Source organism: Kaistia sp. 32K (assembly GCF_016629525.1).
Classification (GTDB): domain Bacteria; phylum Pseudomonadota; class Alphaproteobacteria; order Rhizobiales; family Kaistiaceae; genus Kaistia.
Genome location: NZ_AP024269.1, coordinates 776,635 through 803,440, shown reverse-complemented (window position 1 = coordinate 803,440; position 26,806 = coordinate 776,635). Strand labels below are relative to the sequence as shown.

General features: G+C 67.5%; 22 protein-coding genes. 13 read left to right on the top strand and 9 right to left on the bottom strand.

What is annotated here, in order from left to right; all coding sequences use genetic code 11:
• The first annotated feature begins 100 nt into the window (after positions 1 to 100).
• From K32_RS03475 to K32_RS03435, 9 genes are all read left to right on the top strand, one after another.
• Positions 101 to 1,120 carry an ABC transporter substrate-binding protein gene (locus tag K32_RS03475; protein ID WP_201402688.1) on the top strand — a complete coding sequence of 340 codons (1,020 nt, stop codon included), beginning with the start codon at positions 101 to 103 and terminating at the stop codon, positions 1,118 to 1,120.
• 80 nt (positions 1,121 to 1,200) lie between these two features.
• Positions 1,201 to 2,301, top strand: coding sequence for an ABC transporter ATP-binding protein (locus tag K32_RS03470; protein ID WP_201402687.1), 1,101 nt, complete (start codon positions 1,201 to 1,203; stop codon positions 2,299 to 2,301).
• A complete protein-coding gene (locus K32_RS03465; protein ID WP_201402686.1) occupies positions 2,298 to 3,194 on the top strand; it encodes an ABC transporter permease in 897 nt (298 codons plus the stop codon). The genes K32_RS03470 and K32_RS03465 overlap by 4 nt, the downstream gene beginning before the upstream one ends.
• Positions 3,191 to 4,003, top strand: coding sequence for an ABC transporter permease (locus tag K32_RS03460; RefSeq protein ID WP_201402685.1), 813 nt, complete (start codon positions 3,191 to 3,193; stop codon positions 4,001 to 4,003). The genes K32_RS03465 and K32_RS03460 overlap by 4 nt, the downstream gene beginning before the upstream one ends.
• Before the next feature lie 551 nt (positions 4,004 to 4,554).
• Positions 4,555 to 6,096: an ABC transporter substrate-binding protein gene (locus K32_RS03455; protein WP_201402684.1), complete on the top strand. Its 1,542-nt coding sequence runs from the start codon at positions 4,555 to 4,557 to the stop codon at positions 6,094 to 6,096.
• Between the two features lie 107 nt (positions 6,097 to 6,203).
• Entirely contained in the window at positions 6,204 to 7,151 is a 948-nt protein-coding gene (locus tag K32_RS03450) for an ABC transporter permease (protein WP_201402683.1), read from the top strand.
• Between the two features lie 14 nt (positions 7,152 to 7,165).
• On the top strand, positions 7,166 to 8,086 hold the full coding sequence (locus tag K32_RS03445) for an ABC transporter permease (RefSeq protein ID WP_201402682.1): 921 nt from the start codon (positions 7,166 to 7,168) through the stop codon (positions 8,084 to 8,086).
• The gene (locus tag K32_RS03440; RefSeq protein ID WP_201402681.1) at positions 8,083 to 9,102 is read left to right on the top strand and encodes an ABC transporter ATP-binding protein; all 1,020 of its coding nucleotides are present in this window, start codon (positions 8,083 to 8,085) and stop codon (positions 9,100 to 9,102) included. The genes K32_RS03445 and K32_RS03440 overlap by 4 nt, the downstream gene beginning before the upstream one ends.
• On the top strand, positions 9,099 to 9,938 hold the full coding sequence (locus K32_RS03435; protein WP_201402680.1) for an ABC transporter ATP-binding protein: 840 nt from the start codon (positions 9,099 to 9,101) through the stop codon (positions 9,936 to 9,938). The genes K32_RS03440 and K32_RS03435 overlap by 4 nt, the downstream gene beginning before the upstream one ends.
• Before the next feature lie 1,092 nt (positions 9,939 to 11,030).
• Here the strand turns inward: K32_RS03435 and K32_RS03430 are convergent.
• Both K32_RS03430 and K32_RS03425 read right to left on the bottom strand, forming a co-directional pair.
• Complete coding sequence (locus K32_RS03430) at positions 11,031 to 12,023, bottom strand: GntR family transcriptional regulator (RefSeq protein ID WP_201402679.1); 993 nt, start codon at positions 12,021 to 12,023, stop codon at positions 11,031 to 11,033.
• Positions 12,020 to 12,781, bottom strand: a complete 762-nt coding sequence (locus tag K32_RS03425; RefSeq protein ID WP_201402678.1) for an SDR family NAD(P)-dependent oxidoreductase — start codon at positions 12,779 to 12,781, stop codon at positions 12,020 to 12,022. The genes K32_RS03430 and K32_RS03425 overlap by 4 nt, the downstream gene beginning before the upstream one ends.
• 65 nt (positions 12,782 to 12,846) lie before the next feature.
• Between K32_RS03425 and K32_RS03420 the strand changes: the two genes are divergently transcribed.
• From K32_RS03420 to K32_RS03405, 4 genes are read left to right on the top strand one after another with little or no spacing between them, the layout of a single operon-like run.
• Positions 12,847 to 14,022: an N-acetylglucosamine-6-phosphate deacetylase gene (locus K32_RS03420; RefSeq protein ID WP_201402677.1), complete on the top strand. Its 1,176-nt coding sequence runs from the start codon at positions 12,847 to 12,849 to the stop codon at positions 14,020 to 14,022.
• Between the two features lie 2 nt (positions 14,023 to 14,024).
• On the top strand, positions 14,025 to 14,477 hold the full coding sequence (locus K32_RS03415; protein ID WP_201402676.1) for a hypothetical protein: 453 nt from the start codon (positions 14,025 to 14,027) through the stop codon (positions 14,475 to 14,477).
• Positions 14,474 to 14,962 (top strand): hypothetical protein, encoded by a 489-nt coding sequence (locus tag K32_RS03410; protein ID WP_201402675.1) that lies wholly within the window; start codon positions 14,474 to 14,476, stop codon positions 14,960 to 14,962. Before K32_RS03415 ends, K32_RS03410 begins: the two co-directional genes overlap by 4 nt.
• Before the next feature lie 54 nt (positions 14,963 to 15,016).
• Positions 15,017 to 16,165 carry a DSD1 family PLP-dependent enzyme gene (locus tag K32_RS03405; RefSeq protein WP_201402674.1) on the top strand — a complete coding sequence of 383 codons (1,149 nt, stop codon included), beginning with the start codon at positions 15,017 to 15,019 and terminating at the stop codon, positions 16,163 to 16,165.
• Positions 16,166 to 16,502: 337 nt separating this feature from the next.
• Here the strand turns inward: K32_RS03405 and K32_RS03400 are convergent, their stop codons facing one another.
• The 7 genes from K32_RS03400 to K32_RS03370 form a co-directional block, all read right to left on the bottom strand.
• Positions 16,503 to 17,450, bottom strand: coding sequence for an ABC transporter permease (locus tag K32_RS03400; protein ID WP_201402673.1), 948 nt, complete (start codon positions 17,448 to 17,450; stop codon positions 16,503 to 16,505).
• On the bottom strand, positions 17,447 to 18,328 hold the full coding sequence (locus K32_RS03395) for an ABC transporter permease (protein ID WP_244669821.1): 882 nt from the start codon (positions 18,326 to 18,328) through the stop codon (positions 17,447 to 17,449). The genes K32_RS03400 and K32_RS03395 overlap by 4 nt, the downstream gene beginning before the upstream one ends.
• The gene (locus K32_RS03390) at positions 18,325 to 20,424 is read right to left on the bottom strand and encodes an ABC transporter ATP-binding protein (RefSeq protein WP_201402672.1); all 2,100 of its coding nucleotides are present in this window, start codon (positions 20,422 to 20,424) and stop codon (positions 18,325 to 18,327) included. The genes K32_RS03395 and K32_RS03390 overlap by 4 nt, the downstream gene beginning before the upstream one ends.
• On the bottom strand, positions 20,424 to 21,989 hold the full coding sequence (locus K32_RS03385) for an ABC transporter substrate-binding protein (protein WP_201402671.1): 1,566 nt from the start codon (positions 21,987 to 21,989) through the stop codon (positions 20,424 to 20,426). The genes K32_RS03390 and K32_RS03385 overlap by 1 nt, the downstream gene beginning before the upstream one ends.
• 60 nt (positions 21,990 to 22,049) lie before the next feature.
• Entirely contained in the window at positions 22,050 to 23,561 is a 1,512-nt protein-coding gene (locus tag K32_RS03380) for a M81 family metallopeptidase (protein ID WP_201402670.1), read from the bottom strand.
• 243 nt (positions 23,562 to 23,804) lie between these two features.
• Entirely contained in the window at positions 23,805 to 25,109 is a 1,305-nt protein-coding gene (locus tag K32_RS03375) for an amino acid aldolase (RefSeq protein WP_201402669.1), read from the bottom strand.
• Complete coding sequence (locus tag K32_RS03370) at positions 25,100 to 26,563, bottom strand: M81 family metallopeptidase (protein WP_201402668.1); 1,464 nt, start codon at positions 26,561 to 26,563, stop codon at positions 25,100 to 25,102. Before K32_RS03370 ends, K32_RS03375 begins: the two co-directional genes overlap by 10 nt.
• Positions 26,564 to 26,806 lie beyond the last annotated feature (243 nt).

The window sequence follows — 26,806 nt, the reverse complement described above, 5'->3', positions numbered from 1 at the left end:
CGCTCATACGAACACTGGACTGAACCAAGCAAGAGAGCCCCAGCCGTCACCGCGGCCAAGGGGCTCCACACCACCAGACACCAGCCAGAGGAGAAATGTCGTGATCGGATTCAAACATGTTCTGGGCGCCGCGGCGCTGGCGGCCGGCCTGTGGGCCTCCAGTGCGTCGGCCGAAACGCTGCGCGTCCTCGCCTGGGAAGGCTATGCCGACCCGGACTGGGTCAAGGATTTCACCAAGGAGACCGGCATCGACGTCGATGTCGTCTTCGTCGGCAGCGACGACGAGATCTGGGCCAAGATCAAGGGCAGCGAAGGCAAGGACTTCGACGTCATGGCCGTCAACACGGCCCAGCTGCAGCGCTATATCGACGCCAACCTGGTCAAGCCGTGGGACCTCACCAAGATCCCGAACCAGCAGGAGGCGCTGCCGCGCTTCAAGGACCTTTCCAAGATCAAGGGCATGACCCGCGACGGCAAGGCCTACGGCATTCCGTTCTGCTTCGATTCGATCGGCCTGATCTACGACACCGACAAGGTGAAGCCGGCCCCGACCTCGATGACGGTGCTGTGGGATCCGCAGTACCAGGGCAAGGTGCTGGCCTATGACAATGGCGAGCACAATTTCTCGTTCACCGCGCTCACCGAAGGCATCGAGAACCCGTTCCAGCTCACCGACGAGCAGCTCGCCAAGATCAAGGACAAGCTGGTCGATCTGAAGCGCAACACGCTGAGCTTCTACACCACCGCTGACGAGGCGATGCAGATCTACCAGAACAACGACGTCGCGCTGATCTGGGCCAATTACGGCCAGCAGCAGCTGAAGGCGCTTCAGAAGGTCGGCGCCCATGTCGCCTATGTCGCGCCGACGGAAGGCTCGCTCTCCTGGCTCGACAACTGGGCGATGACCAGCGGCGTCAAGGACGAGGCGGCGGCGGCGAAGTGGGTCAACTTCCTGCTCGACAAGAAGATCGGCGCCCAGCTCTCCGAACGGACCGGCTTCGGCAATACCGTCACCGCCAGCAGCAATGCCAGCGACGGCGACAAGCTCGTCTGGATCGAGAACGTCGAGGACCCGCTGAAGCGCTCGGACCTCTGGAACGAGATCAAGGCAGCGCCGTAAGCGCTCGCCCCAACGCTGATCCCCGTCCGCGCGCGCTGCGCGGACGGTTCCTTCTCCTTGCTGATGGTCCCGGAGTGGCGATGAACGAAGCCGGTGTGCTCCTGAAACTGCGGTCGGTTTCGAAATCCTATGGCGCGACCGCGATCCTGCACGACGTCGATCTCGACGTCCGCGATGGCGAGTTCATTACCATTCTCGGGCCCTCCGGCTCGGGCAAGACCACCATCCTGCGCCTAATCGGCGGCTTCACCAAGCCGTCCGGCGGCGAGATCCTGCTCGACGGCCGTGATATCGCGGCGATGCCGATCAACCAGCGCCCGTTCAACACGGTGTTCCAGGACTACGCGCTGTTTCCGCACCTGACCGTCGAGGGCAATGTCGGCTACGGCCTGGCCGTACGCGGTACGCCGCGCGCCGAGATCGCCAAGCGCGTCGCCGATGCGCTCGAACTGGTCCAGCTCGGTCCCCTCGGCAAACGCTATCCAGCCCAGCTTTCCGGCGGCCAGCGCCAGCGCGTGGCGCTCGCCCGCGCCATCATCTGCAGGCCGCGCCTGATCCTGCTCGACGAGCCGCTCGCCGCCCTCGACGTCGAGCTGCGCCGCCACATGCAGACCTTCCTGAAGTCGATCCAGACCGAGATCCGCACCACCTTCCTGTTCGTAACCCACGACCAGGAAGAGGCGATCGCCATGGCCGACCGGATCTGCGTCATGAATGGCGGCCGCATCCAGCAGATCGGCTCGCCGCACGAGGTCTATTACCGGCCGAGCTGCGAGTTCGTCGCCAAGTTCTTCGGCGAGAACAACCTCATTCCCGGCACGCTCGGCCCGCTGAACGGCCAGACGCGGGCGCTCGAGACCCGGGCGGGACGGGTGATCTGCTCCGTCGACGGCCAGCCCGAAATGGCGGCGGCGCCCGTGGGCAGCCCGGCCTTCGCCGTCTGCCGCCCCGAGGCGGTGGCGATCGGCGACGACGCTGCCGGCGAGAACCGCTTCCTCGTTTCGATCGGCCAGGTCGCCTTCGCCGGCGCATCCACGGTCGCGACCGCCACCGCGCTCGACGACCCCGCTCTGTCGCTCAAGGCGCGCATGCCGAGCCGTCCGGGCGGTTCGCCGCTGACGCCCGGCGACGCCGTCACCTTCGTCGTGCCCGCGAGCGCCTGCCGCCTGGTGCCGGCATGAGCGGACAGACCCTCGACGCCGGCGCCGAACCGGCCGCCCATGCCGGTCCGAGCCGGCTGACGCCCTGGCTCGCGGCGCTCGCCGCCTATGCGGTGCCGCTCTGGTTCGTGCTGGCGCCGATGGCGCTCTTCCTCGGCTATTCGTTCTTCAGCGTCGACAAGGGCAACATCGTCTTCACGCCGACGGTGGCCAATTATGTCCGCTTCTTCACTGATCCGATCTTCCTGCCGATCTTCTGGCGCACCTGCCTGCTGTGCCTCGCCGTCGCCGTGCTCTGCGTGCTGTTCGCCTTCCCGGTCGCCTATTTCCTGACGACGCTGCGCGGCCGCCGCCGCTACATGCTGCTGGTGCTGCTCTTGGTGCCGCTCCTGATGAGCTATGTCATCAAGATCTACGCCGTGCGCAGCATCCTCGGCGGCAACGGCATGCTCAACAAGGCGCTGCTGGCGACCGGCCTGATCGACAAGCCGTCCATGCTGTTCGTCTTCAATCTGAACGCGGTGCTGCTGACGCTCACCGTGCTCCTGATCCCGTTCGCCGTGCTGCCGATCTTCCTGTCGCTCGAGCGCATCCCGAAGGCGCTCCGCCATGCCTCGGCCGATCTTGGCGCCAGCAACGCGCAGACATTCTGGCGGGTGACTGTGCCGCTCAGCATGCCCGGCACGCTGTCGGCGATGAGCTTCGTCTTCGTGCTGGCGATCGGCGACTTCCTGACGCCGCAGATGGTCGGCGGCCAGTCGGGCTTCACCTTCGGGCGCATCATCTACAGCCAGTTCGGAACCGCCTTCAACTGGCCGTTCGGCGCCGCGCTTTCGGTCATCCTCGCCGCCGTGGTGATCGTCGCCATCCGGCTCGGCGGCAGCGTCGAGCGCCAGCAGGGAGGCCCCCGATGACCCGCCTCGCCGACAGGCTCGCCCCCGCTCTGCTGATCGCGATGACGCTCGTCGTCTTCGTGCTGCTCTACGGCCCGCTGATGGTGCCGATCGTCTCGTCCTTCTTCACGATCCACCAGGGCGCCGTCGACTGGTCGCAGCCGACGACCTCGGCCTATGTCGCGCTCGCCGCCAATGAGAGCGTGCTCAACGCGCTCTGGACCACGCTCGTCGTCGGCATCGGCGCCGTCGTCTGCTCGGTCGTATTGGGAACCGGCATCGCGCTCTACTACACCTCGCCCACCGCCAAGGGGCGCGCCTTCCTGCAGTTCATCATCTTCCTGCCCTTCCTGATGCCGCCGATCATCACCGGCCTGGCGCTCCTGATCTTCTTCCGGCAGGTCGATTTCGAGCGCTCGCTGGTCACCATCATCATCGGCCACACCGTGTTCGTGCTGGCGCTGGTCTACCGCACCATCCTGACGCGGCTGCAATCGCTGAGCAGCAGCCTGGTCGAGGCTTCCTACGATCTCGGCGCCAGCCGCTGGCAGACCTTCCGCCTGGTCCTGCTGCCCAACCTCTCCAGCGCGATGGTCGGCGCGGCGGTGCTCGCCTTCGCGCTCTCCTTCGACGAGACGATGATCACGCTCCTCGTCACCGGCACCCAGAGCACGCTCCCGATCCGGCTCTGGGCGATGATGCGGCTCGGCTTTACGCCTGACATCAACGCGCTGGTGGCGCTGGTGCTTTTGTTCACCACCCTGCTCTGCCTCGTCGCCGTCCGCTTCCTGATGCCGAAATCGGCCGTCGCCGGCTCCGACGAGGACTAGGCCCTCCCCGTCTCGTCGCGGACATGCGACGGGACGGCCCGCTCCGCTCGCGCCCCTGTTGCCGCGAGCGTCGAGCCCGGGCCCGCCGCCTCGCCATCGAAGGCGGCTAAGAATCCCCCATCCTTCGAGTTCCGAACGCCGCCAGGGATGACCGGCCGGCGATCGCCATGTCGTGCGTTCGCCCGCCAAGCAAGGCGCCGCCACGCTCCGACTCGGGCAAGCGGGAAGGCCTGCATTCCATCCGGTAGAACGCAAGCAGCGTAAATCCAAGGCACAGCGTTCTTCAGTAACGGCATTTTTGGGATGCTACTTGCATTCCTGCCGCATCCTATACAAACTGCGGCGGTATATAAGAAATTCTTGTTCCATATCATGGAACGACATTGGGAGGGTGTTGCGGCGCGGCCGTCTCCGGCGCGCAACCACACGGGATGCAAGACCAAGACGCGTCGCAGCACGCGACAGCCCGGACACCATTGGGAACGTGACCGCCTAGATCACGCATGAAGAGACGCCGCAGCGTCCGCCACTTCCAGAAGGGAAACTGAAAGATGCAGGGAACTCGGAATTCGATCACCAAGCGCCTCGGCCTGCTGACGGCCGCAGCGACGCTCTTCGCCGGCGCCCTCGGCGGCCTGGCCACGACGGCGGAGGCCGCCTCGCCCCGCGCCGCCGAGAACAAGATGATCCTCGTCGCCCGGCAGGACCCCGGCACGCTCGACTTCGTCAAGAGCAACCTGACGGCGATGCGGCTGTGGATTCCGGCCAACATCGTCGAGCCGCTCGTCTATTTCAACAAGGACGGCAGCGTCGAGCCCGGCGTCGCCGAGAGTTGGACGATCAGCGACGACAAGCTGACCTATACCTTCAAGATCCGCGACACGACCTTTTCGAACGGCGCGCCGGTGACGGCCGAGGACGTCCTCTATTCGCTCAACACCATGAAGGCGAGCCCGGTCGTCGACTACGCCGCCGCCTATGAGGCGGTGACGGCGATCGAGAAGGTCGACGACCACACGGTCAAGGTGACGCTCTCCCGCCCGAGCCAGAATTTCTGGCGCGGCATGGGTGCGATTTCGGGCCTGATCCAGCCCGAGGCGAACGCCGCCAACATCGCCACCAACCCGATCGGCACCGGCCCCTACAAGCTCGCCAACTACACCACCAACAGCGCCTTCGAGTTCACCGCCAACCCGACCTATTGGGGCAAGAAGCCGGCGGTCGAGAACGTCACCGTCCGCATCGTCACCGACGGCACGGCCGGCCTCAACGCGCTCGAAGCCGGCGAAGTGGATTCGCTTCCCGTCATCACGATCGATCTCTGGGAACAGCTGTCGAAGCGCGGGCTCGACAAGAAGTACACGCTGGTCACCTACCCGCAGGTCGGCGAGCCGACCTACGCGGTGCTGAACCAGAAGCTCGACAAGGAACTGCGCGAGACGATCGCCCGGACGCTCGACCGCCAGTCCTACAACGACGCCTTCGGCGCGGCCTGGGGCGCGGAGAACACCTGCACCTTCGCACTGCCGAACCAGGTCTGGTACTCGCCGGAAAACGCCGAGACCTGCCCGTTCCCGTATGACATGGAAGGCGCGATGGCGACGATCGCCGAGAAGGGCTATGCGAGCACGCCGCTCGAATACGCCTCGCTCAGCGATGTGCCGGACCTGTCGCTGCCTGCCGACATCATGGTTCCGGCCATGCAGGGCGCCGGCTTCAACGTCAACCGCAACGCGATCGACCTCGCCCGCTATTCGCAGCTGATCTTCCAGGGCCGGCCGCCGCAGTTCGACGTGACGATCATGTCGGGCGACGCCAACCCGGTGCAGTGGGCCTGCCCGGATCCGACCAAGGCCGGCTGGAGCACCTATTGCTCGGCCGACTACACCAAGGCGCTCGCCGACGCCGACGTGGCGCTGACCGACGAGGCCTATACGGCCGAGATGAAGAAGGCCGCCGACATCCTGCGCAAGGACGCGGTCATCATCCCGCTGATCGCCAAGAAGGGCGTCGGCCTCTTCAATCCCGACCTGAAGGGTTTTGAGGAGCCGCGCGTCAACGTCGCGATCGAGCTCAACAAGCTGCACTGGTAAGCCGCACAGCCCCAAGACGCGGCCCAAGACACGGGCCCGAGACACGGCCGCCGCCCGCCTCCGGGCCGGCGGCGGCCGCATCCCCTGCATCTCTCCGGGAAAGCTTGATGGCGATCTACGTCCTGCGCAAACTGGTGTTCTTCCTGGGCGCCATCTTCATCGCCTCGGTGGCGATCTTCCTGCTGATCCGGGGCGCCGGCGGCAATGTCGCCGCGGTCGTGCTCGGTAAGGGCGCGACGCCCGAGGCGATCGACGCGCTCGCCCACAGCTACGGCCTCGACCGGCCGCTCTTCGTCCAGTATTTCGACTGGATCGCCAACATGCTCTCCGGCGATCTCGGCCGCTCCTTCCGCACCAATGAGAGCGTCGCCGACCTCGTCACCGCGCGGCTTTCCGTCTCGATCCCGCTCGCGCTTTCCGGGCTGATCCTCGGCCTGATCATCGCCATTCCCGTCGGCACCTATGCCGCGCGCAACGTCGGCACGCCGTCCGGCGCCATCCTCGCGCTCGTCAGCCAGGTCGGCGTCGCCGTGCCGGTGTTCTGGGCCGGCATTCTTCTGTCGCTGCTGTTCGGCGTCCGCCTCGGCTGGCTGCCGACCGGCGGCTGGACCGACTGGTCGGTGAGCCCCTGGGGCGCGATCCGCTCGCTCGTGCTGCCGGTGCTGTCGCTCGGCCTGATCATGGCCGCCGTGCTGATCCGCTATGTCCGCTCCGCCGTGCTCGACGTGATGAACCAGGATTATCTGCGCACCGCGCGCGCCGTCGGCATGACGCGCACCGAGGCGCTGCTGAAGGTCGGCCTGCGCAACGCCTCGCTGCCGCTCGTCACCATCGTCGGCCTGCAGATCGCCGAGCTGATCGGCGGCACCGTCATCATCGAGACGGTGTTCTCGCTGCCGGGCCTGAGCCGGATGATGCTCGCCAATGTCGCCGCCCGCGAGGTGATCGTCGTGCAGTCGACGGTGATGCTGATCATCATCTTCGTCATCGGCGTGAACCTCCTCGTCGACCTCCTCTACGGCATCCTCGATCCGCGCGTCCGGTCGAGCCGGTGAGCGGGAGAACCAACATGATGACCCTGACGAAATCCCACCAGACTCCCGCGCCCGCCGGCATGCCGGGCTCCGGCGTGCCGATCTCGCCGCCGCAGCGCAAGCCGCGCCGCCGGCTGCCGCGCAACGCCTCGCTCATCCTCGGCCTGATCCTGACCGCGATCTTCCTGACGGTCGCGCTGGTCTCGTTCTTCTACCTGCCGTCGAACCCCAACATCCCGGTGATCCGCAACCGCCTGCTGCCGGCCGGCACGCCCGGCCACTGGCTCGGCACCGACGTGCTCGGCCGCGATATCATCGCCCAGCTGATGGTCGGCGCGCGCACCTCGATCCTGGTCGGCGCCGGCGGCGCGACGCTGAGCCTTATCCTCGGCACCATCGCCGGCCTTGCCGCGGCCGCCTCCGGCAAGATCGCCGACGAGGCGATCTCGCGCGGCGCCGACATCCTGCTGTCGATCCCCGGCATGGTGACGGCGCTGGTGCTGGCCGCCACCATGGGCTCCGGCGCGCTCACCACCATCCTGGCGCTGACCGCCTTCTTCACGCCCTCCTTCACCCGCGTCATCCGCTCCGCCGCGATGGGCGTGCTCAACGAGGACTTCATCACCGCCGCCAAGCTCTACGGACGCGGCAAGATCTTCGTGCTCGCCCGCCATGTTCTGCCCAACATCGCCGGCGTGATGATCGTCCAGTTCACGCTCTATTTCGCCGCCGGCATCCTGACCGAGGCCGGCCTCTCCTATCTCGGCGTCGGCGTGCACCGGCCATCGATCTCGTGGGGACTGATGCTGAACGAAGCGCAGCAGCAGGTTGGCGTCTCCTCGCCGCTCGCCATCTGGCCGGGCCTCGCCATCGTGCTGATGGTGCTCGGCCTGAACCTGCTCGGCGACGGCCTGCGCGACGTGCTCGATCCCAAGCTCGCCCGGAGGGCCTCATGACGAAGCCCAATCTAGGCCGCCCGAACGCGCTCGAGGTTCAAAACCTCGTCGTCCACAACACGGCGCTCACCGCCGTGCGCGGCATCGACTTCACGCTGCCAGCCGGCGGCCGCATGGGCCTCGTCGGCGAATCCGGTTCCGGCAAGACGCTGACCGCGCTGTCGCTGATGGGCCTGCTGCCGATGGGCTGGCAGGCGGACGGCAGCGTCCGCCATGACGGGGTCGACCTGATCACCCAGTCCGACAAGGCGCTCTCCAGCCGGCGCGGCCGCACCCTCTCGATGGTGTTCCAGGACCCGCTCTCTTCGCTCGATCCGGTGCGCCGCATCGGCTTCCAGGTCTCGTCGGTCATCCGCCGCCACACGCGGGCGAGCAAGCAGGAGGCCGAGGCGCAGACGCTGGAGCTGTTCCGGCAGATGTCGCTGCCGCGCCCCGAACAGCTGATGCGCGCCTATCCGCACGAGATCTCGGGCGGCCAGCGTCAGCGCGTCATGATCGCCATGGCGCTCGCCTGCTATCCGCAGCTTATCATCGCCGACGAGCCGACGACGGCGCTCGACGTCACCGTGCAGAAGCAGGTGCTGCGCCTCCTCAACAGTGCCGTTCAGGAGCGCGGCTGCGCGCTGATGATGATCACGCATGACCTGCCGATCATCGCGGCGATGTGCGACACGGTCGCCGTCATGTATGCCGGCCGCATCGTCGAGATGGGCCCCGTGTCGGAAGTGTTCCGCGCGCCGCGCCACCACTACACCAAGGGCCTGCTCGACTCGCAGCCGACGATGGACAACATCGCCCTCGACGGCAGCTCGCGGCTCGCCTCGATCCCCGGCATGGTGCCGCCGCTGCACAGCCTGCCGAAGGGCTGCGCCTTCCATCCGCGCTGCGCCGCCGCCAGCGAACGCTGCCGGACCGAAGTGCCGCAACTGGACGAGGGCGGCCGCCGCGCCGCCTGCTGGCATCCGATCGGAGCCGGAGCGGAGCTTGCCGCCCAAGCCGGAGTGGCCGCGTCATGACCCGACAGCTGAACCAGACGCCCCTGACGCCGCCGCTCCTCGAAATGCGGCAGGTGACGCAGACCTACCTGCTGAACCGCAAGTCATTGCTAGGCGCGCGACCGTCGCTGACGGTGCTCGACAATGTAAGCTTCGACGTCCGCCCCGGCGAGGCGGTCGGCCTCGTCGGCGAATCCGGCTCCGGCAAGACGACGCTGACGCGCATCCTGACCGGCATGGAGAAGCCTAAACTGGGCCACGTCTTCTACAATGGCGCCGATGTCTGGGCCGGCGACGGCGAGCGCTGGCGCAATTTTCGCCGCTCGGTGCAGGTGGTGATGCAGAGCCCGCGCTCGTCGCTCGATCCCCGGATGCGCATCGGCCTGTCGCTGCTGGAGCCGCTGCGGGCGCTGAAGATCGAGGGCGATCACGTCGCCCGCGTGCACGAGGTGCTCGACCAGGTCGGCATGAGCCGGCAGGCGCTGGAGCGCTATCCGCACGAATTCTCAGGCGGCCAGCTGCAGCGCATCGCCATCGCCCGCGCCCTGATGCCGGCGCCAAAGGTGCTGATCGCCGACGAGCCGGTCTCCGCGCTCGACGTCTCGATCCAGGCGCAGGTCCTGAACCTGCTCAAGGACCTCGTCCGCGAGCTCGGCCTCAGCCTCGTCTTCATCGCGCACGACCTCTCCGTCGTCGCCTACACGACGAGCCGCGTCTCGGTGATGTCGGCGGGAAAGATCGTCGAAGTCGGCAAGCCGCTCGACCTCTTCACGAGGCCGCAGGCGGAAGCAACGCGGAACCTCGTCGGCGCGATCCTGACCGTCGAGGCGGGGCTCGCGGGGAACGCGCTGGCGTAGGTGACGCGCTCCAGCGTCGAAGGCCGCCTTTCACCTCTCCCATAGGGAGAGGTCGGCTCGAAGAGCCGGGTGAGGGGTTGAGGCCTCTCCGGATGGGTCTGAACCCCTCACCCGCCGGCCTGCGGCCGTCGACCTCTCCCTCTGGGAGAGGTGAAGAGGGCTCCGCCCTCGCCCCACCCTCGCCGTCATCCCTGCGAAAGCAGGGATCCATGCAGCCGAAGCCTCGGGCGTTCGCGCGCAAATCCCGGCGACGAGGCGCGGATAGATGGATCCCGGGTCAAGCCCGGGATGACGGCGAGCGTTGGGCTGGCGGCCGCGCTCCAGTGTCGAAGGCTGCCTTTCACCTCTCCCATAGGGAGAGGTCGGCTCGAAGAGCCGGGTGAGGGGTTGAGGCCTCTCCGGATGGGTCTGAACCCCTCACCCGCCGGCCTGCTGCCGTCGACCTCTCCCTCTGGGAGAGGTGAAGAAAGTCGCCCACCCTCGCCCCACCCTCGCCGTCATCCCTGCGAAAGCAGGGATCCATGCAGCCGAAGCCTCGGGCATTCGCGCACAGATCCCGGCAGCGAGGCGCGGATGGATGGATCCCGGGTCAAGCCCGGGATGACGGCGAGCGTTGGGCTGGCGGCCGCACTCCAGTGTCGAAGGCTGCCTTTCACCTCTCCCATAGGGAGAGGTCGGCTCGAAGAGCCGGGTGAGGGGTTGCGGCCTCTCCGGGTGGGTCTGAACCCCTCACCCGCCGGCCTGCGGCCGTCGACCTCTCCCTCTGGGAGAGGTGAAGAAAGTCGCCCGCCCTCTCCCCAACCTCCGCCGTCATCCCTGCGAAAGCAGGGATCCATGCAGCCGAAGCCTCGGGCGTTCGCGCACAAATCCCGGCGACGAGGCGCGGATGGATGGATCCCGGCTCGGAGGGATGACGGCGAGCGTGGGGCTGGCGGCCGCGCTTCGACGTCGAAGGCTGCCTTTCACCTCTCCCACAGGGAGAGGTCGGCTCGAAGAGCCGGGTGAGGGGTTGAGGCCTCTCCGGATGGGTCTGAACCCCTCACCCGCCGGCCTGCGGCCGTCGACCTCTCCCTGTGGAAGAGGTGAAGCCCCCTACCCCTGAAACCGCGCCGCAAAACTGTGCACCGCCGGCGGGCGTTGCCGGTCGGCGAGGTTGCCCTCGATGCTCGGCAGGATCTCCGCCATCCAGGGGGCGCTGTCGACGACGAAGCCCGGGCCCTTCTGGTCGAGCAGGAAGGGATAGATTTTCGCCTCGGGCAGCAAGCCACGGATCAGCGGCCGCCAGCTTTCGTGCACGTGGCCGCAGACGATATCCGGCCGCACGCGTTCGACCGCCGAAAGCAGCGCCGCCGTGTTGCCGACGTCGATTTCCTGATTGACGGCGATGATCTCGATTTCCTGCGGCGTCGGGGCATCAGCCGCCGCCGCGCGGAACGCCGAAAGCCGCGCCGCCTGCTCGTTCGAGCCGATCTCGGAATCGAGATAGAGGAATTTCAGCCGCGCGCCGCCGAGCGCTGCGAACATCGCGGCGAAGGCGGGGCCATAGTCGAGCCGGTAGGTGTGGAAGCGCGCGCCGTCGAGGCTGGCGTCGATCAGGCTGACCTGGCTCGAAACCGCATCCAGCGCCTCGAGCCGGGTCTTTCGCGTAAAGCCGGTCAGCACCACGGCGTCCAACGCGTCCCACATGCCGACCGGCATGCGTTCGTCGGTGAACGAGCCCATGACGAATTCATGCCCGGCCGAGACGATGCCCTTCTCGAACGCCATCACCAGGCGGGTATAGAAGGCGTTGTCGAAGATGCCGCCGCCGACGATGTCGCGATTGTAGAAGAAGCCGACGCGCCGGTGCGCCTCGGCCCAGGGCGTTGCGACGAGGAAGGAGCCCCGGCCGACCTGACGGCGGATCACCCCTTCGCCCTCCAGATCCTTCAGCGTCTTCACGACGGTGATCAGCGAGAAGTCGCAGAACCGAACGATCTCGTTCTGCGACTCGATCCGGTCGCCCGCCTTCAGCCCGGCCTGCTTCCAGCGCCGGAACAGCATGTCGCGGAGCTGGAGATGGCGGGGCGAGGCTTCGAGGTTCAAACCGGCGGTTCCCACGTCTTCTGGATGGCGAGGATGCCGCCGTCGACGAACAGCATCTGCCCGGTGATATAGCCTGCCGCGGGCGAGGCAAGGAAGACCGCCGCGCCGCCGACATCCTCCGGCTGGCCGATGCGGCCGAACGGGATCTGCGCATTGAGCGACTTGCGCACGCCCGGCACGTCGAGGCCGCGCTTGGTCAGCGGCGTCTCGACGATGCCCGGCCCGAGGCCGTTGACGCGGACGCCGCGGCCGGCGAGCGACACGGCGAGCGAGCGCACCATCATCAGCACCGCGCCCTTCGAGGCGTCATAGGCGACGCTGTGGCGCTCGGCCATGACCGAATTGGTGGAGCCGACGAGAATGATGCTGGCCCCCTCCTGCCCCGGCGCCAGCCCGCGCACGAACTCCTGCGAGGCGAAGACATAGGCCTTCACGTTCAAATCGAAGGTGCGGTCGAACAGTTCCTCGGTCAGATCGTCGAAGGGCGTATCGAGGAAGGTGCCGGCATTGTTGACCAGCGTGTCGAGCCTGCCGAGTTTTTCCCGCGCCTGCCGGACCAGCCCGACGGCGCCGGCGGCGGTCGAGAGGTCGGCCTGGATGAAATGGCACTCGGTCAGCGCCGAAAGCTTTGCCAGCGCGCCGTTGTCGGCGAGGTGCGAATTGATCACCAGCCGCGCGCCCTGACGGGCGAACGCCTCGGCGATTCCGTAGCCGATGCCGTGGGTCGAACCCGTCACCAGAACGCAGGGTTGGGGCATTTCTTTCTCCTTGCCGGTCCAGATTATTTTGTTAGCATGATAACATCATAACGATGGAAAATCCGATGCCCGTCAAGCAGAGATGGTCTGATGTCACAATCGTCACGCCGGAGGGGCAGCAGGCGAGCGACCTGCTGGTCGAGGGCGAGCGCATCGCCGGCCTCGTGCCGCGCGGCACGGTCGTGGGCGACGACTGGCAGGCGATCGACGGCAAAGGGGCGATCCTGTTCCCCGGCATGATCGACCTGCTGCAGCACGGCTTCGGCGAGCACCTCTATTGCGACACCGATCCGAACGCGGTCGCAATCAATTCCCAGGTGATGCTGCGCCATGGCGTCACCGGCTTCCTGCCGGCGATCCCCTGCCTGCCGCCGGCGAGCATGGCGGGCGTGCTGGCGCGCCTCGCGGCGCAATGCGGCGAGGCGAAGGGCGCGCGGGCGCTCGGCGTCCATAGCGAGGGCCCCTGCTTCGGCTCGCCCGGCGCGCATAATCCGGAAAACATCGTCGCCCCGAGCGCGGATCTCGCCGAGCGCATGCTGACCGCGACCGAGGGCCGGCTGAAGGCCGTCACCGTCGCGCCGGAGCGCGAGGGGGCGGAGGATTTCATCCGCGTGCTGAAGCGCGCCGGCGTCTCGATCCATCTCGGCCACAGCCTGGCGCGGCCGGAGCACATCCCGCGCTACGTCGCCTGGGGGCTCGACGCGGTCACCCACATGTACAACGTCATGCCGACCTATCCGCCGACAGGCATGGGCGTGCATGTCGTGTCGCTGACCGATGCGCTCATTTCCGAGCCGACGCTGGCGCTCGGCCTGATCGCCGACGGCATCCATGTCGATCCGCAGCTGATCCGCCTGCTGGCGCAGCTGCCGGAGGACCGCGTCTTCCTCGAGACCGACGCAATGAAATATGCCGGCACGCCGGGCAAGACCTTCGAATTCTATCCGGGCTACGTCGTCACCAGCGCGCCCGGCAAGGCAGTGCGCGACGCAAATGGCGGCCTCTGCGGCTCGTCGCTGGCGCCCGACGAGGCGATGCGCAACTATCTCGCCTTCTCCGGCAAGGACCTTGTCCGCGCAGCCCACGCGGCAAGCCTGGTGCCGGCCCGCGTGCTGGGCATGGAGGGCGAGATCGGCAGCCTCGAACGCGGCAAGCGTGCCGATTTCGCCGTGCTCGATCCGGCGACGCTTTCGGTGAAGGCCACCTATGTCGGCGGCGAGCGGCTTTACGGGAGCGTGTGAGCATGGCGGAAAGCACGATGCGCTACGAGGAAGGCGGCAACATCCACCTCGATTTCCACGGCGCCACCAACACGACGATCGACTTCATCGTCGAGCGCTTCGGCGTCGCGGCGATGGACGAGATCTTCCGGAAGATGGGCCGCGACGTCTATGCCAGCATCCGCAACGACCTGATCGCCGGCGACACCCGCCAGCTGGTGCGCCACTGGAAGCATTTCTTCGACCGCGAGGGCGCCGACTACGACATCGCGATCGGCGACGACGAGATCGTCCTGACGGTACGCCGCTGCACCGCCTGGCATCACGTGAAGGGCCTTGTCGGCCACGTCTCGCCGCATTTCTGCGACCAGACCAGCCGCACCAATGAAGCGATGGCGGAAGGTTCGCCCTTCGCCATCGACACCGAAATCACCGGCGAGGGTTCGTGCCGGCAGATCATCCGGAGGCGAGCATGATCCCGAGCGACCACTTCACGCGCTTCTACAACGAGGTCTTCAAGTTCCTGGAAAGCCAGGGCGAGGATGCGCTCGAAGCCTATTGGCTGGCGATCTCGAAAAACCAGGAGCGCCACATCCTCGACCTCATCGAGACCCAGGGCCTCGAGGGCATGCACGCGTACTGGACGCACATCAAGATCGAGGAAAACTGCGACATGGACCTCGATCTCGACGCCGACCGGCTCGAGTTGCGGATGAATGTCTGCCCGAGCCTTTCCAAGGTGATGGACAACGACGCCGAGCCGATGGGGCGCTATTGCGACCATTGCGCCGGCTGGATCGGGCCGATCATGGACAAGACCGGCTATCACATGGTCTACGACGTGATCGACCGCCAGAAGCCGCAATGCGTGCTCAGGATCTATCGGGATCCGGAGCGGGCGCGCGCGGCCGAGAAGGACGCGAAACTGCTGATGGGCTGGCCCGACCACAAGGTCGGCTGACAAAAATTTGCCGCGAGCCGCGCCTTACCGCCGGACGCGCGCGGGAGAGACGGAATGAGACGCGGCGTCGCCGGGCTGAACGAACCCCTGATCGGCAATCGCGGCGGCCGGCCCCGGCTGGAGACGCCGGCGCTGATCCTCGACGCCGACGCGTTCGAGGCCAATCTGCAGGCGCTGACGGGCATGGCGCGCGCCGCCGGCCTCGGCCTGCGTCCGCATGCGAAATCGCACAAATGCGCCGCGATCGCGCGGCGCCAGCTGGAAGCCGGCGCGCTCGGCATCGCCTGCGCCAAGGCGGGCGAGCTGCTGGCGCTGTTCGAGGCGGGCATCACCCCCCTGATGCTGACCGCGCCGGTCGCGAGCCGCCTGAAGATCGACCGGCTGACCGAAGCGGCGCGACGCGGCGCCGTCCTCACCGTCGTCGTCGACCGCCCCGGCCTGGTCGCCGACTATGCGGAATCGGCCCGCGAGGCGGGCGTCCGCCTCGACGTGCTCGTCGAATGCGATGTCGGCCAGCGCCGCACGGGCGTGGCAACGCCCGAGCGCGCCGTCGCGCTCGCCCAGCAGATCGCCGACGAGGAGTCGCTCCGCTTCGTCGGCGTGCAGGGCTATGCCGGCTTCGTCCAGCACATCTTCGACCACGAGGCGCGGCGGACGGAGAACCGCCTCGCCATGGGCCGGCTGCTCGCGATCATCAATGCGCTCGACGAAGCCGGCCTGCCGCCCGCCATCGTCACCGGCGGCGGCACCGGCAGCCACCTGCTCGATCTCGAGGACAAGGTTCTGACCGAGGTGCAGGCCGGCTCCTACGTGTTCATGGACGAGGATTATCGCCGGGTCGACCTGCACGGATCGGGCGCGGATGTGTTCGGCACCGCCCTCTTCGTCGTCGTCACGGTGATCGCGCATAATCTGCATGGCGACGCCATCGTCGACGCCGGCAGCAAGAGCTTCGCCGTCGACGGCCCGCCGCCGCGCGCCTATCTCGACGGCCGCGAGATCGGCGCCATCGCCTTCGTCGGCGACGAGTTCGGCCGGCTGGATTCCCTGCCCGGCAGGCCGGTGCCGCCGATCGGCACCCGCCTCGAATGCAGCGTCCCGCATTGCGACCCGACCGCCAATCTGCATGATTTCCTGCACGTCGTCCGCGCCGACAAGCTGGAAGACATCTGGCCGATCGAGGCCCGCGGCCTGTCGGACTGAGTTCCTTCCAGCGTCCTCCACCTCACCTCTCCCATAGGGAGAGGTCGACGGCCGCAGGCCGGCGGGTGAGGGGTTCAGACCCATCCGGAGAAGCCGCATCCCCTCACCCGGCTCTTCGAGCCGACCTCTCCCTCTGGGAGAGGTGATGGGGAGGCTATGCCGTCCCACCGCGATTGTCCGCTCAACCCTGGCCGTCATCCCCGCGAAGGCGGGGATCCATGCAGCCGCGGTCTCGGCATTTCGCGCGTCGGCCAACCCGGCTTTATGGATCCCGGGTCAAGCCCGGGATGACGGCGAGCGTGGGGCGGCAGCGGAGCAAGCAGTCGGCGATCCCCCCTCACCGATAGTCAATCCGCGGGTCGATGTAGGCGTAGAGGACGTCGACGGCGAGGTTGATCGCGATGTAGAGCATCAGGATGACGACGATGCAGCCCTGGATCAGCGGGTAGTCGCGCGTCGAGATCGCCTGGATCAGCAGGCGGCCGATGCCGGGATAGGTGAACACCGCCTCGGTGACGACGGCGCCGCCGATGAAGTTCGCCATCATCAGGCCGACGATGGTGATGAAGGGCAGCAGCGCGTTGCGCAGCACATGGACGCCGACGATCTGCCGCTCCGGCAGGCCCTTCGAGCGCGCCGTGCGGACATAGTCGGCGCGGAGTTCGCTGACCAGCGACGCGCGCAGGAAGCGGGCCAGGATGCCGGACACGTAGATGCCGAGCGTCAGCGCCGGCAGCGCCACGTTGCGCAGCGCGCCGATCGGGTTTTCCCAGAACGGCACATAGGTCGAGGCCGAAGGCAACCAGCGCAGCTCCACCGCGAAGACGAGGATCAGCAGGATGCCGAGCCAGAAGGTCGGCACGCCGAGCGCCATGGCGCTCCAGCCGGAGAGCACGCGGTCGAGCCAGGAGCCGGGGCGCAGCGCACTGGCGATCGCCACCGGAATGCCGATGACGAGCGAGACGATCGTCGCGGCGACGGCGAGCTGCAGCGTCGCCGGCAGGCGCTGGCCGATGAGCTCCAGCACCGGCGCGCGGCCACGGATCGAGATGCCGAAATCGCCGCGAAGCGCGTTCCAGAGCCATTCCGCATATTGCACCAGCACCGGCCGGTCGAGGCCGAACTGGGCGGTCGCGGCGGCGATCTGCTCGGGGCTGGCGTTTTCGCCGGCGAGCGCGCCGATCGGCCCGCCCGGCACCGCGTAGATCATCGCCCAGATGCCCATCGAGGCGAGGAGCAGCACCGGCACCAGTTGCAGCAGACGGCGGAGCACGAAGCCGATCATGACGTCACCTCTTCGGCCTTCGGGGCGATGACGACATCGCGGCGGCCTTCGAGCAGGCCGGAAAGCGCGCGGCCCAGCACGTCGAAGGAGAGGATGGTGAGCGTCAGCACGATGCCGGGCAGCACGGCGTAATACGGCGCCTCATGCAGGTAGGATTTTCCCGTCCGCAGCATCTCGCCCCAGCTCGGGGTCGGCGGCGGCACGCCGACGCCGAGGAAGGAGAGCGCCGCCTCGAGCAGGATCGCGACCGAGCAGAGCACGACGATTTGCACGAAGATCGGGCTCCACGAGTTCGGCAGGATGGTGCGGAACATGTTGTAGGTCGCGCTGCCGCCAAACGCTTCGACGGCGGTGACGAAATCGCGCTTGCGAAGCGTCAGGACCTGCGCCCGGGTGATGCGGGCGAAGCTCGGAATGCCGGTCAGGCCGACCGCGATCAGCGCCGCCGCCTGGCTGCGGCCGAGCACGGCGATCATCGCCATGGCGAAGAGGATCGCCGGCAGCGCCAGCAGCACGTCGACGAGCCGCATCAGCGCGGCGTCGCGCCAGCCGCCGAAGAAGCCGGCGACGAGGCCGATCGGGACGCCGACCAGCGCCGCGATCGCCACCGCGCCGCCGGCCGTCATCAGCGAGGTGCGCGCGCCGAAGACGACGCGAGCGAGGATGTCGCGGCCGAGCTCGTCGGTGCCGAACCAGTTGGTCGCGGACGGCCCCTTCAGCGCATTGGCGAGCTTCTGCGCCACCGGGTTCAACGGCAGGAAATCGGCGAACACAGCCAGGAGGGTGACGACGACCAGGAAGATCAGCGCGAGCGCCGAGCCCTTGCTCGCCATCAGCCGGCCGAGGATCGAAAGCGTCTTGCGAAGGAACCGGCTCACGACGCGGCCTCCAGGGCGGCCGGGGCGAAGATGTTGCGATGGCCCGCGGCGAGCGGCCCCGCGTGATGGCAGGCCGTCCGCGTCGCGAAGCCCGGATGGCGCCCGAATATCGGCGCCTCGGCCGAGCAGAGCGGAGTGGCGCGGCAGCAGCGCGGATGGAAGGTACAGCCGGTGGGCGGCGAGGCAGGGTTGGGGATCTCGCCTTCGAGGACAATGCGCCGCCGCGTGTCGCGCACGGCCGGATCCGGCACGGGCGCCGCCGAGAGCAGGCTCTGCGTATAGGGATGGATCGGCGCGTCGTAGAGCCCGTCGCGCGTCCCCTCCTCGACGATGCGGCCGAGATACATGACGGCGACACGGTCGGAGACGTGGCGGACGACCGAGAGGTTGTGCGCGATGAACAGGTAGGCGAGGCCGAGCTCGCGCTGCAGATCCTGCAACAGGTTGATCACCTGCGCCTGGATCGAGACGTCGAGCGCCGCCACCGGCTCGTCGAGGATCAGGAGCTTCGGCTGCAACGCCAGCGCCCGGGCGATGCCGATCCGCTGCTTCTGGCCGCCGGAGAATTCGCTCGGGAATCGGCCGAGCATGGTGCGCGACAGGCCGACCATGTCGAACAATTCGGCGATGCGACGCGCGCCGCCCATCTCGTCGTAGATGCCATGAATCCGGAGCGGCTCGGCGACGATGTCCTCGACCGACTTCACCGGGTTCAGCGAGGCATAGGGATCCTGGAACACGTACTGCATCTCGCGCCGCGCCTTGCGCATCGCGCCGCCGTCGAGATCGCGGATCGAGCGGCCGGCGAAGCGGATGCTGCCGCCTGTCGCCTGGATCAGGCCCATGATGGCGCGGCCGGTCGTCGTCTTGCCGCAGCCGGACTCGCCGACCAGGCTGACCGTCTCGCCCGGATTGACCGAGAGGCTGACGCCGTCGACGGCCTTGACCCAGCCGGTGGTGCGGCGGAGCACGCCGGTCTTGACCGGAAAATGCACCTTCAGCCCTTCGACGGCGAGCAGCGGTTCGGGCTTCGACGCCGGCGCTTCGGCGTGGATGCGCGGTTCGGCGGCGATCGTCTCGGCCGGAAGCTTCTCGGCGAAATGGCAGGCCGACTGGCGGTTGTCGCCGACGGCGCTGAGCGACGGCTCCTCGGCAATGCAGAGCGGCTGGTCGCGGCCGACGGCGCAGCGCGGCTGGAAGGCGCAGCCCTTCGGCAGCGCGCCCGGGATCGGCGGCTGGCCGGGGATCGGATCGAGCCGCGAGTCCGACGTGTCGATGCGCGGAACGCTGCGCAGCAACGCCCTCGTATAGGGATGGCGCGGGCTGGCAAAGATCTCGGCGACCGGCGCGGTCTCGACGATGCGGCCGCCATACATGACGGCGACGCGGTCGGCCACCTCGGCGACGATGCCGAGATCATGCGTGATCAGGATGACCGCCGAGCCCAGCTCCGCCTGGCGGCGCGCCAGAACGGCGAGCACCTGCGCCTGCACGGTGACGTCGAGCGCGGTGGTCGGCTCGTCGGCGATGATCAGCTTCGGCTGGCCGGCCATCGCCATGGCGATGACGGCGCGCTGGCGCATGCCGCCGGAGAACTGGTGCGGATATTGCCCCGCCCTACCCTCGGGATCGGCGATGTCGACCTCGCGCAGCAGTTCCGCGGCGCGGGCATGGGCGTCGGCCTTCCTCAGCCTGCCATGCGCGACCTCGCCCTCGGTGATCTGACGGCCGACGGTGAGCACCGGATTGAGCGTCGTCGTCGGGTCCTGGAAGATGAAGCCGACATCGCGGCCGCGCATCTGGCGCAGCGTTTCCGGAGCGGCGGTAGTGACGTCGATGCCGCAAAGCCGGATCGATCCATGGACCCGCGCGGTCTCCGACAGAAGGCCGGTGACCGCGAGGGATGTGACGCTCTTGCCCGAGCCGGACTCGCCGACGATGCAGAGCACTTCATTCGGGAAGACGTCGAAATCGACACCCCGGACGACAGGCACCGAACGCGCCTCGCCGCCGAAATCCACCTTCAGTCCCCGGACGGAGAGAACCGGGTCGATCGCGCGTGGACTTGCCGGCGGGGCGTCGGTGCCTGCCTGCATCACTGGAAGCCCACCGTGCGCGCGACGAACAGATTGTCGATATCGAGCGCGAGACCGCCGAGGTTCGGCGCGGCGACGACAAGGCCGGTGTCGTAGGAATTGATCGGCACGGCGAAAGCATCGGTCACGAGGACGCGGTTCAGATTGTCGTAGGCCGCCTTCACATCGGCTTCCGGACCCGAGGTCGTGTTCACGCGGTTGATGGCGTCGACATAGTCGGGATGGGGATGCGGATCCTTCAGCACCGGATTCTTGACGACGCGGTAGATGCTGTTGGTGGCGACGCGGGAGGGGAACTTCTGCACGTTGCCGACGGCGCCGAAGGTGGTGTCGTAATCGCCGGCGAGCTGCGCCTCGGTATATTCGGCGCCCTGGCGCACATCGAGCTCGATGTTGATGCCGACCTCGGCCAGCGCGCTCTGCGCGATCTGGCTCAAGACGACGCTCGGCTCGTCGCTGCCCCAGACCAGCATCTTCCAGTTGCTCATCTCGGCCGGGGTGAGCCCGGAAGCCGCGAGCAGTTCCTTGGCCTTGTCGAGGTCATAGGCGAACTCGGCCGTGTAGGCCGCGTCATAGGCCGGGCTTGCGGGCGCCCATGGCAGGGCGACGACTTCGCCGAGGCCGGCGTAGCCGACCCGCAGCATGCCTTCGCGGTCCATCAGATGGTTGAAGGCCTGGCGGAACTTGGCGTTCTGGAACGGGCCGCGGGTCGAGTTGATGCGAAACACCTGCACGAGCGGGCCCGGCCCGCGCAGGATTTGGTAGCCGGCGTCCTTGAGGCGCACGGCGCTGCGCGAGGAACCGCCATAGATCAGGTCGATGGCGCCGGATTCGAGCGCGGCGCTGGCGGACGAGTCCTCGCTGAAGATCGTGAAGTCGACCTTCTCGGCGACCGGCTGGCCCTTGCGCCAGTAGTTCGGATTGGCCTTGAGCGACAGGCCCTGGCCGACAGTGCGGCTCTCCAGCATGTAGGCGCCGGTTCCGGCCGGCACGGTCTCGACGGTGTCGATGCCCTTGGCCTCGATCGGGATCGTGAACTGCAGGAGGTCGGTGATCTGGCGCGCCGGCACCGGCGCCTTGAAGTTGATGGTGATGGTCTGGTCGTCCGGCGTCACCCAATCCCTAACGATCGACATGGTGGCGTAGACGTTCTTGCCGCGATCGGGATCGGCCGCCTTGGCGAGCGTCGCCGCGACATCGGCCGAGGTCAGCTTGGCGCCGCTGTGGAAGGTGACGTCGTCGCGCAGCGTCACGGTCACCGACTGGTTGTCAGGCGCAATGGTCCAGGCGGTCGCCAGGCTCGGCACCGCCTCGCCCTCGGGCGTGTATTCGATCAGGCTGTCATAGAGGTTCTTGATCAGGTGGAAGTTCACCGTCGAGAACTGCTGCGGATCGAAATTGGTCAGGTCCGCGAGCACGGCGACGCGGAGCGTACCGCCCTTCAGCGCCGCCTCCTCGGCCTGCGCCGGAGCGATCCAGCCGGCGCCGCCGACGGCGACGGGCGCCGTTGCGGCGAGAAACAGGAACCCCAGCCGCCGGAGTGTCCGAAATAAGGTCGTCTTCATGCTGGTGTTCCCCCCTTGGTGTATGTCTGGGTTAACGAAGCGTTAACGGGATGCTGCCGCTCAGGCGCCGCCCTGCCCGCCCGGCTGCGACGAGTGTTCGCGCCAGTGTTCGAACGTCTCGATCGGGTAGATCGGGCGTGGAATCCGCTTCCAGGGCAGCGTGAAGACGTCGGACTGGCCGGGCCCGCGCGTATCGGCGCGGACCACCTTCGGCGCGATCGGCGCGAAATACTGGAAGTTGGACGCCGTCTTCAGCACGACGATACCGTAGTCCCCAGGCTCGATGCCCATGGCGCGATAGACGCCGGGAACATTGCCGGCGACGCCGCGCAGGGTGGTGATCATCAGCGTGACGTTGCCGACGTCGAAGATCACGGACGGGCCGAGATCGACGTCGCCCTGCTGGTTGTAGTCGTCGAGCACGACGACGCCGCCGCCGACCTTGCGAACCGTGCCGGTCACCTCGAGCGGGGTGAAGAACTCCGTCGCCGCGTCGCCGCCGAGCGGCAGCGTCACCCTGGCGCCCTCGCCCGCCGCGACCAGCTTTGCTGCTGCCTGCGGCGAGATCAGCGGCACCAGCGCGCGCTTGCTGATTTTGAGGCGGAGCAAGGCTTCGAGCAGCAGGTTGCTGTCGCCGGCAGCGCCGCCGAACACGGTGTCGCCGGTGTCGCTCAGGACGACGAGCCCGGGCGCCGCGTCGGCCAGCCGGACCGCCTCGTCGACGGGAACAGCCTCGCGGATCTGGAAATCATCGCGCAGCGACCAGCAGAGATCGGCGAGATCATCGGCCAGCTTTTCCGCCAGTTCGGGGTCGTTGTCGGTGACGACGATGACCGACCAGCCGCCCTCGGCGACGTCGAGCCAGGGCTGCATCGGATAGTTCGACGCCTGCAACACGCGGGCATCCGCCTCGACAGCGCGCGCGGCGTCGAACCAGATTTTCATCGGCCCCTGCGAGGTCAGGAACTGCTCCTGATGCGACACCAGGGGGATCTTGCGCCAGGCCGTCACCGGCTTGAGGCCCTCGGTCAGGATGCGCAGCAGCAGCTTGGTGCCGATCAGGCCGGTGTCGTAGGGATCATGCGGCTGGGTGCGATGGCCGACGATGGCGGTCGCGTTGTCGATGATCTTCTGGGTGACGTTGGCGTGGTGATCGAGGCCGAGCACGATCGGCACGTCGGGACCGAGGATCTCGCGGCAGAGCGCAATCTGCGCGCCCTCGACATCGTCGACGCCCTCGGCCGAACAGGCGCCGTGCAACTGCAGCGCCAGGCCGTCGATTTGGCCCGCCGCGAGCAGGCCGGCGCGGATCCTGTCCTGGAAGAACTGAAACGCCTCGGCCGAAATGCGGCCGCCCGCCACCGCCCAGGCGCGGAGGATCGGGATCGACTCGATCTCGAGCCCGCTCTCCTCGATCGCCTGGATGTGGCCGCCGATCTGGCCGAAGCCGCGCAGCTTCTCGAAGATCTCCGCCCCTTCGAAAATGCCGAAGGATTGATAGTCAGCCAGCGTGGTCAGCACCGGATTGAAGTCGTTGGTTTCCTGCGCGACGTGAATGACTGCGATCCGCAACGTCAATCTCCATGAGAATTATTGTCCGGCCCGGACGAATAGATTCACTGATGCGCTCAATCGGCAGCCAAGAAGACCGCAACACGCCCAGTATAAGACCCGGCCCGATCCGGGCCGAGGTGCGAATTGTAAGGCAACCTGTTGATAGTCAGGCTATAAACCGGCCCATTTCGTGTCAACACCAAGTCGTTTCGCTCCGTGAAACAACTTTCACAGTCCAGACAATTCGGGGCGGAATCCGCTTCAGAAGAACGTCTTCAGACCGCCGGTGACGCGGTAGTTCTCGTCGACCAGCATCAGGATCGACCATTTGTCGAAGGTGGTGCAGGGATGGCTGATGCCGAAGCCGACCATGTCGCCCGGCTTTAGCGGACTGTCCTCCGGCGTCACCAGATGACAATGCTGATCGTTGAGCGCCACGACCTCGTGGCCGGGCGGCATCTCGGCGGGCGCCGTCATGCTGCCGTCCGGGCGATACCAGAAGAGCGGCACCGGCAGTCCGGCGTCGTGGCTGACGTCGCGCTTGCCCATGGTGAGCATGGTCCGGCCGGCCTCCGGGCGCGATTGCACCATCGCCCAGACCTCGAGCGCCGGCTCCAGCCCGCCCTCGGGCAGCTTCAGCGTTGTCTCGCTGACGATGCGCCGGAACGCCGCCGCATAGGCGATCGAGTCGTGCGTCAGATAGCAGCCCGAGCGCAGCACGCGCAGCACCGGATGCGGGAAGGCGACGCGGTTGAAGCGCTCGACGACCCGGTCGAAGAAGGCCGAGCCGCCGGCGCTGATGACCATCGGCGCCGGCGAGGCATAGAGCCCCTGCTCCAGCGCCATCAGCGCCGTCTCGGCGACGTCGTCGATCAGACCGTCCGCCGTTTCCGGCGTCGGCAGCATGCCCTCGAAGCACTCGAAACCCGCCAGTTCCAGCCCCGGCGCCGCCGCGACGGCGCGGGCGATCTCCAGTGCGCCGGCGCGCGAACGCACGCCCGTCCGGCCGCCCGGAAACCCCATCTCGACGAGGATGCGCAGCGGATTTTCGGCCGGCGGCGGGTTGCGAAGCGCCCCTTCGGCCAGCATGGCGACGCCGTCGAGGCTGTCGGCCAGGCAATAGAGCTCGATCGCGTCGTCGCCCTTCAGCGCGCGAAAACAGGCGTCGATCGCCTGGCCGCCGACCGGCTGGTTGGCGAGCAGAACCCGCTTGACGCCGAAACGGCGGCAGACCCCGACCTGCTGCAGCGTCGCCGCCGTGATCGCCCAGGCGCCGTCGGCGATCTGCAGGTCGAACAATTGCGGCGACATCGTCGTCTTGCCGTGCGGCGCGATGACGAGATCGTTCCCGGCGGTGAAGGCGCTCATCCAGGCGCTGTTCGCCGCCACGACATCCTGGCGGATGACGGCGACGGGCAGCGGCAGGTCGCCGTCAAGCAGGCTCCAGCCCTGCAGCGCGACGTCGCCGACGGTCAGACGCGGCGCGTCGAAGGGCAGGCCCTTGGTGGACGGATCGAGTTCGAGCTCGTCGAGCGAGCCGATATCGAGACGGGGGATCAGAGCCATGGATTGGGGTCCAGCGGTGAAAGTGGGCGGCGGGCCTTGGTGTAGGGAATTTTGGCGGTGTCGCTCGGATACGGCCCACCGGTATCGAGGTAGTGAACCCGATGGGCGATCGGCGCGAAGGCCGCGTGGAAATGGTTGGAGGACTTCACCACTACGATCTTCTTCGTGGCCAGATCGACGCCGAGATCGGTGAAGACCGGCGGGCTGAAGGTCTGCGCGCGGGTCGACGCCAGCACGACGTCGAGATTGCCGATGGTGATGGCGGCGGCGGGCCCGAGCGAGACCCAGCTCTGCTCGAACGGCACCAGAAGGTCGTCGGTGATGCCGAGCACCGTGACGCGCGCGTCGACAGGGCGACCGGAGGTCGGGGCCGCCTTGCCGCCGAAGCGGAGATCGATCTCGGCGCCGACGCCGGCGGCGCGGCAGAAGGCGACCGCGACCGGATCCCAAAGCGCGCCGATGGCGGCCGGGATTTCCGGATGGCGCAGCAGCGCCTCGACCATGACGGTGGAATCGCCGGCGACGCCGCCGCCGGGATTGTCCCAGCGATCCGCCAGCACGACGGGCTGGCCGAGCTCGGAAAGCGCCTGCTCGATCGCCTCCTCGGGCTTGTAGTGATAGGGTCCGCCGCCACCGGCGCCCCATCCGAGGATCTCGCGGCCGAGACGCTCGGCGAGCGCCGCCGCCTTGTCGCGATTGGCATCGCCATCGGCGACTACCAGCACCTTGGTGCCGACATCGTAGACGTCGGCGGCCTGGAAGCCGTGCGCGACGGAAATCGAGAGGATGCCGTCCTGCCCTTCCAGCGCCAGCATGCGGTCGACGAAGCCGCGGCCGGGCTCGCGGCTGGTCATGAAGCCGGTGATGGCGCGGCAATCGAAGACGGCGCTGACCGGCACGATCTCGCGCCGTGCCGCGCGCAGGCAGAGCTCGACCAGATCCTCGGCGCGCTCGAGGAAATCGGTGTGCGGGAATTCCTTGAAGGCGACGAGGATATCCGCCGCCTCGACCATCTGGTCGCTCAGGTGGCAATGCATGTCGAGCTCGGCGCCGACGATCGCGTCCGGCCCGGCGATGGCGCGCGCTTGCGCCAGAAGATCGCCTTCGCAATCGTCATAGCCGCGCGCGACCATCGCGCCGTGCAGGCCGAACAAGACGACATCGACCGGCATGGCGGCGCGGAGCTGGTCGAGGATCTCGTCGCGCAGGCTCTCATAGGCCTCGCGCGAAACCAGTCCTGCCGGCTCGGCCCAGGTCGCCGTGCCCTCGAACAGGGTGAAGCCGTCGGCGCGGGCGCGGCGGCGCGCCGCCACCATCGGGCCGGAGCAGAGCGTCGGCGTGTCGGGATGGGTGCCGGGCGGGCAATAGAAGGCGCCCTCGAACGCGGTCCGATCGACGAAGAGCGGCGCGAATGTATTCGTCTCGGTCGCAAGCGACGCCACAAAAACCCGCATTCCAGCTCCCCTGCCGCGACGGGGATATATTGCGATGCATATCCCACATAATGGAACGACACTTCGGTCGCTTGGGCAAAGTTAAAGGGATGGATGGGTCGGCTGTCAACCACGCAGGACGGCTTCCCCATGGAAAGCACGATGTTCGGCTTGCGTGAACTTTTGCCTTCGTGCCAGACTGGCTTCAAGAGCAGGTGACAAGTCATCCCATAATATGGAATATTTCTTCCGGGATTCATGACC